15 protein-coding genes, 1 tRNA gene and 1 pseudogene are annotated in these 13258 nt (G+C 65.3%); 14 read left to right on the plus strand and 3 right to left on the minus strand.

Annotated elements, in window-relative coordinates; all coding sequences use genetic code 11:
- The first annotated feature begins 55 nt into the window (after positions 1-55).
- From CG716_RS19400 to CG716_RS19415, 4 genes are all read left to right on the plus strand, one after another.
- Positions 56-574, plus strand: coding sequence for a tRNA adenosine deaminase-associated protein (locus CG716_RS19400; protein WP_094482565.1), 519 nt, complete (start codon positions 56-58; stop codon positions 572-574).
- Positions 571-1032, plus strand: a complete 462-nt coding sequence (locus CG716_RS19405; protein ID WP_094482567.1) for a nucleoside deaminase — start codon at positions 571-573, stop codon at positions 1030-1032. Before CG716_RS19400 ends, CG716_RS19405 begins: the two co-directional genes overlap by 4 nt.
- A gap of 28 nt (positions 1033-1060) precedes the next feature.
- A tRNA-Ser gene (locus CG716_RS19410) sits at positions 1061-1151 on the plus strand.
- A 197-nt stretch (positions 1152-1348) separates the two neighbouring features.
- Positions 1349-1810 (plus strand): hypothetical protein, encoded by a 462-nt coding sequence (locus tag CG716_RS19415; protein ID WP_234817920.1) that lies wholly within the window; start codon positions 1349-1351, stop codon positions 1808-1810.
- Positions 1811-1821: 11 nt separating this feature from the next.
- On the opposite strand, the gene CG716_RS19420 is transcribed toward CG716_RS19415, so the two are convergent.
- A complete protein-coding gene (locus CG716_RS19420) occupies positions 1822-2433 on the minus strand; it encodes a TetR/AcrR family transcriptional regulator (protein WP_094482611.1) in 612 nt (203 codons plus the stop codon).
- A gap of 153 nt (positions 2434-2586) precedes the next feature.
- Between CG716_RS19420 and CG716_RS19425 the strand changes: the two genes are divergently transcribed.
- The 6 genes from CG716_RS19425 to CG716_RS19445 all read left to right on the plus strand — a co-directional run bounded on the left by CG716_RS19425 (position 2587) and on the right by CG716_RS19445 (position 6762).
- A complete protein-coding gene (locus CG716_RS19425; RefSeq protein ID WP_094482569.1) occupies positions 2587-3291 on the plus strand; it encodes a hypothetical protein in 705 nt (234 codons plus the stop codon).
- Between the two features lie 35 nt (positions 3292-3326).
- Positions 3327-4037 carry a hypothetical protein gene (locus CG716_RS19430; RefSeq protein ID WP_094482612.1) on the plus strand — a complete coding sequence of 237 codons (711 nt, stop codon included), beginning with the start codon at positions 3327-3329 and terminating at the stop codon, positions 4035-4037.
- Positions 4034-4600: a cytochrome c oxidase subunit 3 gene (locus tag CG716_RS19435; protein WP_094482571.1), complete on the plus strand. Its 567-nt coding sequence runs from the start codon at positions 4034-4036 to the stop codon at positions 4598-4600. The genes CG716_RS19430 and CG716_RS19435 overlap by 4 nt, the downstream gene beginning before the upstream one ends.
- Positions 4601-4605: 5 nt before the next feature.
- A complete protein-coding gene (locus tag CG716_RS19440; RefSeq protein ID WP_094482614.1) occupies positions 4606-4884 on the plus strand; it encodes a cytochrome C oxidase subunit IV family protein in 279 nt (92 codons plus the stop codon).
- A gap of 146 nt (positions 4885-5030) precedes the next feature.
- Positions 5031-5306 carry a hypothetical protein gene (locus tag CG716_RS29915; RefSeq protein WP_133066978.1) on the plus strand — a complete coding sequence of 92 codons (276 nt, stop codon included), beginning with the start codon at positions 5031-5033 and terminating at the stop codon, positions 5304-5306.
- Positions 5307-5400: 94 nt separating this feature from the next.
- The gene (locus CG716_RS19445) at positions 5401-6762 is read left to right on the plus strand and encodes a WS/DGAT/MGAT family O-acyltransferase (protein WP_094482573.1); all 1362 of its coding nucleotides are present in this window, start codon (positions 5401-5403) and stop codon (positions 6760-6762) included.
- 72 nt (positions 6763-6834) lie between these two features.
- On the opposite strand, the gene CG716_RS19450 is transcribed toward CG716_RS19445, so the two are convergent.
- Positions 6835-7347 (minus strand): lipoprotein LpqH, encoded by a 513-nt coding sequence (locus tag CG716_RS19450; protein ID WP_094482575.1) that lies wholly within the window; start codon positions 7345-7347, stop codon positions 6835-6837.
- 180 nt (positions 7348-7527) lie between these two features.
- Between CG716_RS19450 and CG716_RS30815 the strand changes: the two are divergent.
- The 4 genes and pseudogenes from CG716_RS30815 to CG716_RS19470 all read left to right on the plus strand — a co-directional run.
- Positions 7528-7749, plus strand: a pseudogene (locus CG716_RS30815) (haloalkane dehalogenase); the annotation flags it as partial.
- An 88-nt stretch (positions 7750-7837) separates the two neighbouring features.
- Positions 7838-9070 carry a tRNA guanosine(34) transglycosylase Tgt gene (gene tgt, locus CG716_RS19460; RefSeq protein ID WP_094482577.1) on the plus strand — a complete coding sequence of 411 codons (1233 nt, stop codon included), beginning with the start codon at positions 7838-7840 and terminating at the stop codon, positions 9068-9070.
- Between the two features lie 4 nt (positions 9071-9074).
- Positions 9075-10295: a cytochrome P450 gene (locus CG716_RS19465; RefSeq protein ID WP_094482579.1), complete on the plus strand. Its 1221-nt coding sequence runs from the start codon at positions 9075-9077 to the stop codon at positions 10293-10295.
- Positions 10296-10494: 199 nt separating this feature from the next.
- Positions 10495-12093, plus strand: coding sequence for a hypothetical protein (locus tag CG716_RS19470; protein ID WP_133066979.1), 1599 nt, complete (start codon positions 10495-10497; stop codon positions 12091-12093).
- A 473-nt stretch (positions 12094-12566) separates the two neighbouring features.
- On the opposite strand, the gene CG716_RS31140 is transcribed toward CG716_RS19470, so the two are convergent.
- Positions 12567-13258 (minus strand): hypothetical protein (locus CG716_RS31140; RefSeq protein WP_420093207.1); only part of this gene is annotated, 692 nt, incomplete at its 5' end.

Raw genomic sequence — 13258 nt, forward strand, 5'->3', positions numbered from 1 at the left:
CGCGGCCGCTAGGTACCTGGTCAAAAGGCCTGATCAGCGACTAGCGTATGCGGCCATGGAGGCACAGCGAGCCCAGAACAACCCCGGGTCGGACAACCCGGATGGGTTCGGGGTGGCGGTGGTCCGCGAGGATGGCAAGTGGCGTTGCTCGCCCATGAGTAAAACGGTGCTGACCAGCTTGAGCGCCGCGGAGACTGAATTGCGGGAGTTACGCAGTGCCGGTGCGGTATTCGGCCTGTTGGACATCGACGACGAGTTCTTCCTGATCGTGCGCCCTGCCCCGTCGGGCACTCGGCTGCTCCTCTCGGATGCCACTGCGGCGCTGGATTACGACATCGCCGCCGAGGCATTGGAGACGTTGGACGCCGATATTTCCGCCGAGGACCTCGAGGACGCCGACCCGTTCGAAGAGGGTGATCTGGGCGTGCTGGCCGACATCGGCCTGCCCGAGCCGGTGCTGAGCGTGATTCTCGACGAGACTGATCTGTACGCCGATGAACAGCTCGGCCGGATCGCGCGGGAGATGGGCTTCGCCGACGAGCTGGCAGCAGTGCTCGACCGACTCGATCGGTGACGTCCGATTCTGAGTTCGTTCAGGCGGCGATCGATGCTGCCGGGTTAGCCGGCGCCGACGACGTCCCGATCGGGGCGGTGGTGTTCGCGCCAGACGGCACCGAACTGGCCCGTGCGGCCAACGCCCGTGAGCAGCTCGGTGACCCGACGGCCCATGCCGAGATCCTGGCGTTGCGGGCGGCGGCCCGGGTGTACGGCGACGGGTGGCGGCTGGAGGGGACGACGCTGGCGGTCACCGTGGAGCCGTGCACGATGTGCGCCGGTGCGCTGGTGATGGCGCGCGTGGCGCGGGTGGTGTTCGGGGCGTGGGAACCGAAAACCGGTGCAGCAGGATCGCTTTGGGATGTGGTACGAGACCGGCGGCTGACGCACCGGCCGGAGGTCCGCGGGGGAGTGCTGGCGCAGGAATGCGCCGCGCTGCTGGAGGAGTTTTTCGCCCGCCAGCGCGATTTGGGTTAGCCCGGCCGCGACACGTAAGCTCTTCGACGGTGGCGTGTCCGAGCGGCCTAAGGAGCACGCCTCGAAAGCGTGTGACGGGTAACCCCCGTCCGAGGGTTCAAATCCCTCCGCCACCGCCATGAAGACCCCCGCTGGGCAAAGATCCGACGGGGGTTCTTTTGTACGGATTCGCCCGTGCGCCTCCTGAAGCCTTTGGCCGTTGCCGGGGCATCGTCTCCGGGGCGTCACTGACGGTTTTGCACCCATTGCAATCCGTCGGCGTATTAGCGTTGTAGCCGTGGGGGTTTCGTAACTCTGGTCGAAGGGGGATTGGTCGATGACAATACGCATGGTGGGGGAACGTTTGCGGATGCGGAGGCTGCCGGTTCTTGCCGCAGCAATTGCCATTGTGGTCGCAGGCTTGATAAACGACATGCCGCGCGCCGTGGCCGACGATTCGATGTGTACGTCGGCAGGCCAGTACTGCGGGTTCTACTCCCCGTCGCACAACATCAGCTGCGAAATCAATACGGGCGGTCGCGTTGGTCCGGACTCGGCGTACTGCCAAACGAACGAACCACCCCAGTCTGTGCATATGGACAATACGGGCGCATTCCAGTCCTGCAATGGGGTGAGTTGTCTGGGCAATGCAGCGCAGGGGACTCCCGTGCTTGCCTACGGCCAGACGATCGCCCTGGGGCCGTTCGCATGCCTTTCTGAGGAGAACGGTGTCACCTGCACCGCAGCGGGCGGTCGGGGTTTCACGATCTCGAGAAACGGCATAGCCCCGGCGGCCTGATCAACCGCGGATCAAGCAGTTCTGCCCGCTGTAGGCAGCAGGCTGCGCAGGGTGCTCGTGACGAATGCCTCGAGCACCTCGTCGCGCGCGGGCCCCAACTCACGGTTGGTCGACAGCAGCGCGTAGAGGCCAGTCAGGAAGAACGCGGCGCTGTGATAGGCGTTGACGTCGGAGTACAGCTCGCCGCGATGGCGGGCGCGCTCGATCTCAGCGGCCAGGAGCACGAAGGTCGGGTGCCGGGTCCACTGTTCGTCGGGCCGCGACGATGAGAACAGCATGCCGGTGACGTCGCGGAACAACCCTGCGCCCCATTGCTTTTCAAGTGCGAGGACGAGACTGACCAGGGTGTCGAGCACCGCGGGCAAGTCGTGCGGGGTGTCGAGGAAGCGACTGAGTTCTTCGGCGAGGTGATCTTCGTCGAGCCGAATCAACTCCAGCAGAACGTGTTCCTTGGTCGGGAAGTGGAAGTAGAAGGTACTGCGTGAGACGCCGGCCGCTTCGACGATGGCGTTGATGTCCGCCGAGCTCGTCCCGGACCGCTGGAACTCCTCGATGGCGGCGTCGAGCACGCGGGCGCGCGTCCGGCGGCGCTGGGCTTCGCGTCCCGTCGAGGTGTCTGGCACCCGCTCATTATGCAGTCCGCCCGCAGTTTCGCTGACATATATCTGCCAGATCAAAACCCGCCAGCGATAAAGCCCTCGTAAATCCGGGATTTCATTGTCATCTGTCAGTGAGCGTGTTAGACCTAGGGAACCCGAGAGGCGAGGACGGTGTCGATGAATACCCGAGGTCAGCGCATCCTGCTGTGGACGGCGCCACCGGCGATGGCCCTGTTCGTCCTGGCCTACCTGGTGTTTCCGGTGTTCTGGCCACCGCTGTCACCGACGATGACCCCCGAAGAGGTCGCGGCGTTCTTCCACGACAACACCACCGGCATCCTCGGCGTCGTGATTCTCTGCAATCTCATCGCCGCGACACTGGTTCCGCTGTTCGCCGTCACCGCCGTCCAGATATCCCGCGTCGCCACCTCGAGCAGCGTCTTCACCTACGCGTACATCATCTGCGTCGGTGTCGGCCTGACGGCGTTCATCCTGGCCGACTACTGCTGGGGGGTGGCCGCGTACCGGCCCGATCGCGACCCGCAGCTGATCAGTCTGCTCAACGACATGGCCTGGTTCTTCTTCATCGCGCCGGTTGGCACCATCATCGTGCAGAATCTGTGCTTCGCGCTGAGCGTCTACCTCGACGAGCGTCCAGACCCGATCTTCCCGCGCTGGGTGGCCCACTTCAACATCGCGGTCGCCGCGCTGCTGATCCCCAGCGCCTTCACCGTCCTCTACAAATCCGGGCCACTTGCCTGGAACGGTGCGGTGTCATTCACGTTGCGGCTCATCGTCTTTGCGGGCTACATCGTGGTGATGTTCTTGGTCCTGCTGCGCACGGTGAATCGGCAGGGCAGCGACCGGGCGGTTCTCGCGTGAAGAGCAAGAAGCGCGATCAGTGGATCGCCTTCTGGATGGTTCCCGCGTTCTTCAACATCTTCGGCGTGGTGTTCGTCCCGCTGAGCTGGATGATGCCGCCCCGCTCGCCGAGTGCTCCCGAACCCCAGATCGTCGCGTTCATGCAGTCCCACAACCTGTTGATCGCATGCGCAATTCTGACGCTGTTCTTCGGCTTCGCCGCGGTGGGAAACGCGGTGTACCTCATGCAGATCAAGCGGATGTCGGTCAGCCCCGTGTTCCGGTACGCCCTGATGGTGGGCTCGATCACCGGTGCGATCGTCGGCATGCTGTTCCCGATGTTCTGCTTCGGCCTCGGCGCGTTTCGGCCGGGATATCGCCCCTCGATCTTGGTGATGCTGTACGACTTCGGCTATCTGGCCTACATCGGCTCGCTGGGCTGCTTCTGCATCATGTGGATGTCCTTCGCACTGGCCATCATTCTTGATCAGAACAACGTCCTGCCAAAGTGGTTGGGCTACTACACAATCTGGCAGTACGTCACCGAGCTGATGGCGGCGCCGGTCTGGATCGCAAGATCGGGGCCGTTCGCCTGGAACGGCCTGATGACGTTCTGGTTCGCGATGGTGCTCTACGTGCCGTGGCAGATCATCGTCTATGTCTGCATCTACCGGTCCATCAAGAATCAACCCGAGGACGAGCTGGAGAACGCGTGGCTGCATCAGCTGCCGAGCGCGTCTGATGTGCGCCCGAAGGCGACCGCATGACGGCCGTGGCTCCCGTTGCCCGGCGCCTGCCCGGGGCGCCGAGCATGTGGTTCTTCGTCATTGGTGACTTGCTGATCTTCGGCGCCTATTTCGTGGCCTACATGTTCTATCGCGGGCAAGACCACGCCCTGTTCCTGCACAGCCAGGCGCGCCTGAATCTCGATATCGGCGCGATCAATACGATCGTGCTGATCACCAGCTCGTTGTTCGTTGCGTTGGGCACCTCGGCGGCACGGGCGGGAAAATCGGCGGAGGCCGTCCGATTGTTCGGTGTGGGACTGGCTTTCGGTGCGGCCTTCCCGGTCTTCAAATTGTTCGAATACGTGCCCGAGATTCTCGGGGGCGTGACGCCGGGAACCAATCTGTTCTTCATGTTCTACTTCGTGATGACGGGCCTGCACCTCTGTCATGTCCTGCTGGGCCTGGTGATCATCAGCTTTGTCATTCGCAATCTGCGCACCTCCGCGGCAAATATCGCGTTGGCAGAGACCGGCGCCACGTATTGGCACATGGTCGACGTGTTGTGGCTTGTCCTTTTCGCATTGCTCTACTTGATGAGGTGACGGCGTTGACGACCTATCTGCGCAACCCTCTGACAATCGTGTGGGCGTTGCTCACTGCCGTCACGATCGTGTCGTGGTTGACCGCGCGTGACGGCGGTGCGGCGCATCTGGTCAACACGACGGTCACCGTCGTCGTCCTTGCGATCGCCGCGGTGAAGACGCAGATGGTCATCTGGCACTTCATGGAGGTGCGGTGCGCCCCGATGTGGCTGCGGGCGACCACCGGTGGGTGGCTGGTGGTGCTCTTCGGGCTCTTGTTGGGCATCTACTTCTGGGGCCTCTAACGTCCTCGCCAGGTTTGGCGTCTGCGGTGCTGCTGTGAATCGGCAAGCTCGCGTCGCCATTCCCAGCAAGCTGACCTACGCTGGCGTTTTAGAGACGTCGTGCTGCCGGCCAGACGTCGGTGAAGACCGCTTGGGGGTATGTGAACATGACGAACGCGTCGAGTCGTAGTCGACAGTTGCTTTATGCCGCAATCGGATTAGTGATCGCGGCGGCCCCGGCGGTCGCCTTTTTCGCCGGTGCCGGGAGCCCCGCGCCGCGGCTGGCGGCCGAGTGCTCGAGCTCCGATACCGAGGACAGCTTCTCCTTGAACTGCTCGCCGACGGTCATTCCGGACACCAGCGACCAACTCACCGAGGCCGAGGTGGCCGAGCCTGGCTTCAACTCCCATCCAGGTGGTGGGGGCGGCGGCGGTAGCCACTGATCTTCCCGGGGCGCATATTCCTGCGCCAGGATTCGGGTTGTGTGACGAACCGGTGTAATGGGCACACGGGGTAGAACCAACTCGGAGGACATCGATGGAGCTCATTTCACCGGCCGACTCGATGTTCCTGCTTGCCGAATCCCGCGAGCACCCCATGCATGTCGGCGGTCTGCAACTGTTTGAGTTGCCCGAGGGGGCCGGCCCGGAATTCTTGGCCGATATCTACGCTGAGATGCTGGCGCACACTGACGTGCAGCCGACGTTCCAAAAGCATCCCGGTGAACTGCTCGGCGGCATCGCAAATCTCACCTGGTCTTTCGACCGGGACATCGACCTCGAGTACCACCTGCGTCGCTCGGCGCTTCCCGCGCCGGGCCGCATCCGCGAACTACTCGAGCTCACCTCCCGGATGCACGGCACCCTGCTCGACCGGCACCGACCGCTGTGGGAAACCCACCTGGTCGAGGGGCTCAATGACGGCCGTGTCGCCGTCTACACCAAGGTGCACCACGCGCTGCTCGACGGCGTCTCGGCGATGAAGCTGATGCGCCGCTCGCTGTCCCTGGACCCGCAGGACACGGAAGTGCGGGCGCCGTGGAGTCTCGGGCCGCGTCCTCGTCCCAACGAAAGTCGAAGCTTGTCGCGGCTCGGGGAGCTGAGGAGTGTGGCCGGATCGATCGCGGGTCTGGCCCCTTCGGCGCTCACGGTTGTCCGCGCCGCCCTTTTGGAACAGCAGCTGACCCTGCCGTTCGCCGCGCCCAAAACGATGTTCAACGTCGCCATCGGCGGAGCTCGCCGTGTCGCGGCGCAGTCCTGGCCGCTCAAGCGCATCGTCGCGATCAAGGAAGCATCCGGCGTCACCGTCAACGACGTGATCCTCGCGATGTGCGCAGGCGCGCTGCGGGCCTACCTCCTCGAGCAGGACGCACTGCCCGACCGGCCGTTGATCGCCATGGTCCCGGTCAATCTGCGCTCGGAGAATGACCAGTCCAGTGGCGGCAACCAGGTCGGCAGCATCCTGTGCAGCCTGGCCACCGACCTCACGGACCCGGCGGACCGCCTGGCCACCATCCACGCCTCGATCAGCAGCAACAAGGCAGTGTTCGCGCAGCTGCCCAGGCTTGAGCAGCTGGCGCTTTCGGCGTTCAACGTCGCGCCTCTGGCGCTGACCCTGATCCCCGCGCTTGCGGCCGCCGCTCAGCCGCCGTTCAACATCGTGATCTCCAACGTGCCCGGTGCTCGCGAGCCGCTGTACTGGCGCGGGGCGCGCCTCGACGGCAATTACCCCCTGTCGATCGCGCTGGACGGCCAGGCGCTCAACATCACGCTGTCCAACAACGCCGACAATCTCGATTTCGGGTTGGTGGGCTGCCGGCGCAGCATCCCGCATCTGCAGCGCCTGCTGGGTCACCTCGAAGACTCGCTGACCGGGCTCGAAGAGGCGGTCGGGGTCTAGCCGCAAGGCGTGTCCGACACCAAGAAGCGGCGGCGACCCCTCAGGGCGCCGCCGCTCCAGTTGTCCCCCGACCTAGGGGCAGGTGACCTGGATTTCGAAGGGCTTCGTCACCGGCTGCATCGGGTTGGCCATGTCCACACCCGTTGCGGTTCCGCTGATCTTGTAAGTGTTGCCGTCCTTGGTGGCGGTGGCGTTGGCGCCACCAGGCACGCCGGCCGTGTAGCCGAGCGTCACGCCGTTGACGTTGCCCAGCCCGACGGACTGCACCGTGGAGGCATCCGCTGACAGCACGGCGGCGATACCAGTCATCGCCTCACCGATCGCGATGTTGAGGTTGCCGCCTGCGGTCGCGCAGACGACCTGACCCTGGATGTTCTGCGGCTGGCCATCGATCGTGACCTTGGCACTGCCGGCGCCTGAAGTTGCGCTGGGGGCGGCTGCGCTGGTTGACGCGGATGCCGAAGTCGTAGCTTGCGCGGTCGACGTCGATGACGCCGTCGAATTGTTGTTGCTCTTGGAACACCCGGCCAAGCCGGCCACCACGATTGCGGCGCCGGCTACAGTGACCACCAATCCACGCTTCACCGATGTCTCCTTTGGTAGACGTGATCCGTCGTTGACGGATCTTCGAATGAAGTATGTGTCGCGAAATGTCGCTGGTGGCAGTAATGGGAGAAATATTTCCCGCCCAGCCATTTAGAAGAAATCTACGCTGGTAGCGGGCAAATCCCGGCCAGCGCAGTCGAAATCGGTGTGTTCACCGCTATGCAGGCGTCGCGCACACCGGACGAGCGATTTAGTGAAATCCCGAATTTTCCTTATTCGCCGCATTATTGCGAGCTCGACGACGGCGAGGGTGGTCGTCTCCGGGTTGCCCGGGTCGAAGACGGCCCCGCTCATGCCGAGCCGATTCTGCTGCTGCACGGCGAACCGTCGTGGTCGTTTTTGTACCGCACGATGATTCCGGTTGTGGTCGCCGCCGGGCATCCTCGATCTGCGTCACGTGACCCTGTTCGGTGGAGCTCGCCGGTCACATGGTGCGGTTCCTGGACGAGAGCGCTGGTTAGATACGTCCGTGCCCTTCTTCACCGTCGACGCCGAACTGCCCGGCCGTCGTGGGCGCACCGGGGTGATCCGCACCCCGCACGGCGACATCCACACCCCGGCGTTCGTCGCGGTGGGCACCAAGGCTTCGGTCAAGGCTGTCCTTCCCGAAACGATGCGTGAGCTCGGCGCGCAGGCGGTGCTCGCCAATGCCTACCACCTCTATCTGCAGCCCGGCCCCGACATCGTCGACGAGGCCGGGGGCCTGGGCGTGTTCATGAACTGGCCGGGGCCGACGTTCACCGATAGCGGTGGCTTCCAGGTGCTCTCGTTGGGTGCGGGATTCCGCAAGGTGCTGTCGATGGACGCCAACCGGGTGCAGGCCGACGACGTCATCGCCGAGGGCAAGCAGCGGCTGGCTCATGTCGACGACGACGGGGTGACCTTCATCTCGCATCTCGACGGGTCCACGCACCGGTTCACCCCCGAGGTGTCGATGCAGATACAGCACAAGATCGGCGCCGACATCATCTTCGCCTTCGACGAGCTGACGACGTTGGTGAATACCCGTGGCTACCAAGAGGAATCGGTGGCTCGCACGCAGGCGTGGGCGGTGCGCTGCCTGACCGAGCACCGCCGGCTCACCGCCGAGCGCCCGGAGCGGCCCGCGCAGGCGCTGTTCGGTGTGGTGCAGGGCGCGCAGTACGAGGACCTGCGCCGCCAGGCGTCGCGGGACCTGGCGGGCATTGTCGACGCCGAGGGGCGCGGCTTCGACGGGTACGGCATCGGGGGAGCGCTGGAGAAGCAGAACCTGGCCACGATCGTCGGCTGGTGCACCGACGAGCTGCCCGACGACAAACCGCGCCACCTGCTCGGGATCAGCGAGCCCGACGACCTGTTCGCCGCCGTCGCCGCCGGAGCCGACACGTTCGACTGCGTATCGCCGTCGCGGGTGGCGCGCAATGCGGCGGTGTACTCCCCGGCGGGCCGGTTCAATATCACCGGCGCGCGTTACCGCCGTGACTTCACCCCGATCGACGCCGACTGCGACTGCTATACCTGCGGCCACTACACCCGGGCCTACCTGCACCATCTGTTCAAGGCCAAGGAGATCCTGTCCGCGACGTTGTGCACGATCCACAACGAGCGGTTCGTCATCCGCCTGGTCGATCAGATCCGCGCCGCGATCGTCGCCGGCGAGTTCGACGAACTGCGCGAGCACGTCCTCGGCAACTACTACGGCTCTTCGACGCGTGCACAATAGGGAGATGACTGCTCCAGCGGAGCCGCAAGAGCTGCTGTTGAAACTGCTCGATCCCGCGAGCCGGGCCAACCCGTACCCGGTGTACCGGCAGATTCTCGACAGCGGCCCGATGCAGATGCCCGAATCCACATTGCACGTGCTGTCCGGCTTCACCGAGTGCGACGAGGTGCTGCGCCACCCCGACTCGTGCAGCGACCGGATGAAGTCGACTTCGGCCCAGCAGGCCGTCGCTGCCGGGGAAGCAGTCAGACCCTTCGGGCCTCCCGGCTTCCTGTTTCTCGACCCGCCGGACCACACCCGGCTGCGCAAGCTGGTCAGCAAGGCGTTCTCACCCAAGGTGGTCAAGGCGCTGGAGCCCGACATCAGCGGCTTGGTCGACGGTCTGCTGGACAACATTCCCGAGACCGGCCAGTTCGACGTCATCGAGAGTTTGGCCCACCCGCTGCCGGTGGCGGTGATCTGCCGGTTGCTGGGCGTGCCGATCGAAGACGAGCCTCAATTCAGTTCGGCATCAACGGTTCTGGCCCAAGGACTGGACCCTTTCGTCACCTTTACCGGCGAAACGCAGGGTCTGGAGGAACGAATGCGGGCCGGGCTGTGGCTGCGGGGGTATCTGCGCGAGCTGCTCGAGCGCAGGCGCGCGCAGCCGGCCGACGATCTGATGTCGGCCCTGATCTCCGTCGAGGAATCCGGTGACCAGCTGACCGAAGACGAGATCGTCGCCACCTGCAATCTGCTACTGATCGCCGGCCACGAGACGACGGTGAACCTGATTGCCAACGGCATCCTGGCCATGCTGCGCAACCACGAGCACTGGACGGCGCTGAGCGCTGATCCCGGCCTGGCACCCGCCATCATCGAGGAGACGCTGCGCTACGACCCGCCCGTGCAGTTGGCCAGTCGGGTCGCCGGCGCGGACATGACGATCGGGGACCTGCGAATCCCGAAGGGCGACATCATGATGCTGCTGCTGGCTGCCGCGCACCGCGATCCCGCGACCACCGAACGGCCCGATGTCTTCGACCCGACCCGCGGCCAGATCCGTCACCTGGCGTTCGGGCATGGTCCACACTTCTGCCTTGGCGCCCCGCTGGCGCGGATGGAGGCCATGGTGGCGTTATCCGCGGTGACCAAACGCTTTCCGAATGCCCGGCTGGCCGGGGAACCGGTCTACAAGCCGCACGTCACGCTGCGGGGGATGGCCCGCCTCGACGTCGCTGTGTGAGCCGAGCTCCTTCCGCGCGATCGTGAACGGGTCGCTGAATTCTCGCTGAAACTGCCGCTGAGATAGCCGCGAGCAAAGCTCGCGCGTGCTAGAACTGGGCTGAAATTGGCGTGGGCCAGGGTGTACGGCGGGTTGAGGATACATGTCGCGTACAAAGCACGGCAGGAAAAGTAGAGGCCGACAGATTCGCCGGCGTAGCGTGCCCGTGGTTCGTTGGCTGCAGATGTCCGCCGCGGCGGCGGGCATCGGGCTCGCGTTGGTCGCGGCGCCGGGAACCGCCATCGCCGATGACGGCACCGGCGGATCGGCCTCGGCGGGTTCGGCGGGTTCGGGGCGGGGCCATGCCAACGCGGTTCACTCCCTGCAGCCGAAGCAAAGCGATCGAGCTGTCCTGTCTCCGACGGTGCGCGCCCTAGAAGTGTCAAAAGCCCGCACCGCGGCGGTATCCGCGCTCTCCGCCGCGCAGAGCGGCCGACAGCTGAGCCTTCCGGTTGCGCGTGCGACAGCGGCAACCATTACAGCTCCGGCCACGCTCGCCACGTCGCCGATCGGCGTCGGCCTCCAACTGTTCCTGGAGAGCGCAGCCAACTTCCTGGCCGGCTTTCCCGCCAACCCGATCACCGACGCGCTTCAGGGAGCGGTGTGGGCAGTTCGCCGCACGCTGTTCCCGGCCACCGTCGGCGTGGTCACCGCGCCCATCATGGTTCCGCTCACGCTCGTCAACGTCTGCTTCGGCACCGTGACCGACGGGAGCTGTTCAGGGACGACCGTCCAACGGCTCGGAATCTGGGCCACGCTGGGTTCCGGGAACCCGATCCCGCAGTTCTTCGAGTTCGACACCGGGGCAGCCGGTTTCCACGCCGCCTATGCGTCCAATGACCCGACCGCCTCACCGTGGTGGGGGACATCCGGCGTCACTACCGGTGCCCCCATCAGTAAGTCGTTCGACAGCGGGCTGAATTACGGAGGTGTTGAGGCGACCACCACGGTGTCGTTCTACTCGTCGGCGGCCAGCACCACCGCCCTGCTGACCACCGGCCGGGTCGAGGTCGGTCAGATGAACAGCATCACCGACGGCAAAGACACGCTCTGGAACGCGGACGGGCCCGTCGATGGCACTGCGCCCGTCGACGGCCAGTTCTACGGTGATTTCGGCGCAGCCCCGAGCTACGAGGCGAACGGGATCTCCAACGTGCTCAACGAATTGACCTTCGCCAAGGGCCTGACGGCCGGCTACCGCATCGATGTCGACGCCGGCGGGCAGTCATGGCTCCAGATCGGCCTGACCGACGCCGACACCGAGGACCCGGCCGGCCAGTACTTCGCGATGGTGCCTGATCCATCCGCCCCGGGTGGTGCCACCAACCCCCACAGCGGCACTCGCTACTTCGCGCCCCAGCTGTTCCTCGCCGCGATCAATATCACCGTTGGTGCAGATACGTTGATTTCGAACAGCGAAGTCGGGATCACACCCGATACGGGTGCCGACACGACGCTGCACAACACGGATCGGAGCTCACAGTCCGATGCCATCACCTACGCGGGCATCACCGACGGCCATGTGCTCGACAGCGGCCTGAACTTCTCGTTGACGGGCACCACCACCAGCGGATCATCGGTGAGCTTCCTTAACTTGACCACCAACGACGACAAACAACACGCCAGCAACGGCGTGGTGGGGGTCCAGAACGGCACTTCGGACAAGGAGGTCTACTACCTCAACAGCGGGATCGCGCTGTTCGTCCAGAACAATGTCGTCTACAACATGGCCGACGGCACGCTGGGCCTGATCCCGTGACCGCAGGTGGCATAACCCGGCGGCGCCTTCAGCCCTACGCTTGGCTCGGCGCGGGCGTCCTGGCATTGTCCTTTGGTGCGGCGCTTGTGAATTCAGCTCCGGCACAGGCAGATACTGGGTCGTCGGGGACGCAACATTCAAGTTCGATCGGCAAGTCCAGCCCGAAGACGCCGAAGCCGTCAGTGCCGACTGTGCGCCCCGCGTCCAAGTCTGCGATCACGACGTGGACCCCGGGCGGTGTGCTCTCCGCGCTCATCTCCAACGGCACCGCTGAGCATCCCAATGGCGGCATTTTGATCGGCAATGGCTACAGCTACAACGCTGATCGTTGCACCGGGACGGCGGCATGCAACGGCGGGACCGCTGGTCTGCTTCTCGGATCAGGCGGTAACGGGTGGAACGGTGGGAGTGGCGGGAGCGCAGGGCTTTTCGGGGGCACCGCGGGTGCTGGCGGCGATGCGCCCACCGACTGCTCATCGAACTGTGCCGGCGGCGATGGCGGCAACGCCGGGCTGGTCGGCACCGGTGGTGCTGGTGGTGCGGGACACGGAGTGGCCGCGGGAGGCCAAGGTGGCCAGGGCGGTCTGTTGTACGGCGACGGCGGTGTGGGTGGCAAGGGTGGTGATACCGAGGGTGCGGGAGGCAACGGTGGCGCGGCAGTTCTTCTCGGGACCGGCGGCGCGGGCGGCAAGGGCGGTTCCGGTGGGGTAGGCGGCGACGGTGGGCGCGGAGGCCTCCTCGCCGGTGACGGTGGCGCCGGCGGCAAAGGTGGCAAAGGGACCGACGCGGCCGGCAACAAAGGTGCGGGTGGCGCCGGCGGGAACGGCGGCGACGCCTCGCGATTTGCCCTGTGGGGCAACGGCGGTGCCGGTGGCCAGGGTGGCGACGGCAAGGACGGGAAAAAGGGCAAAGACGGAAAAGATATCGGCCCGGGCCAGGATGGCGGCGGCGGAGACGACGGCGGGCTCGGCGGTGCCGGGGGTATCGGCGGTAACGGCAGCTGGATCCTGGGCCTCGGTGGTGTGGGCGGCAACGGCGGCGACGGAGGCGCGGGCGGTGCCGGCGGCAAGGGCGCTGATGGAGCGGACGCCACCATTGCCGGCGCGGATGGCACAAATGGCACCAATGGCGGCAGCGGTGGGATGGGCGGTGGCGGGGGTGTCGG

Origin of the sequence: Mycolicibacterium sphagni (genome assembly GCF_002250655.1) — a bacterium.
In the GTDB taxonomy this organism is placed as follows: Bacteria; Actinomycetota; Actinomycetes; order Mycobacteriales; family Mycobacteriaceae; genus Mycobacterium; species Mycobacterium sphagni.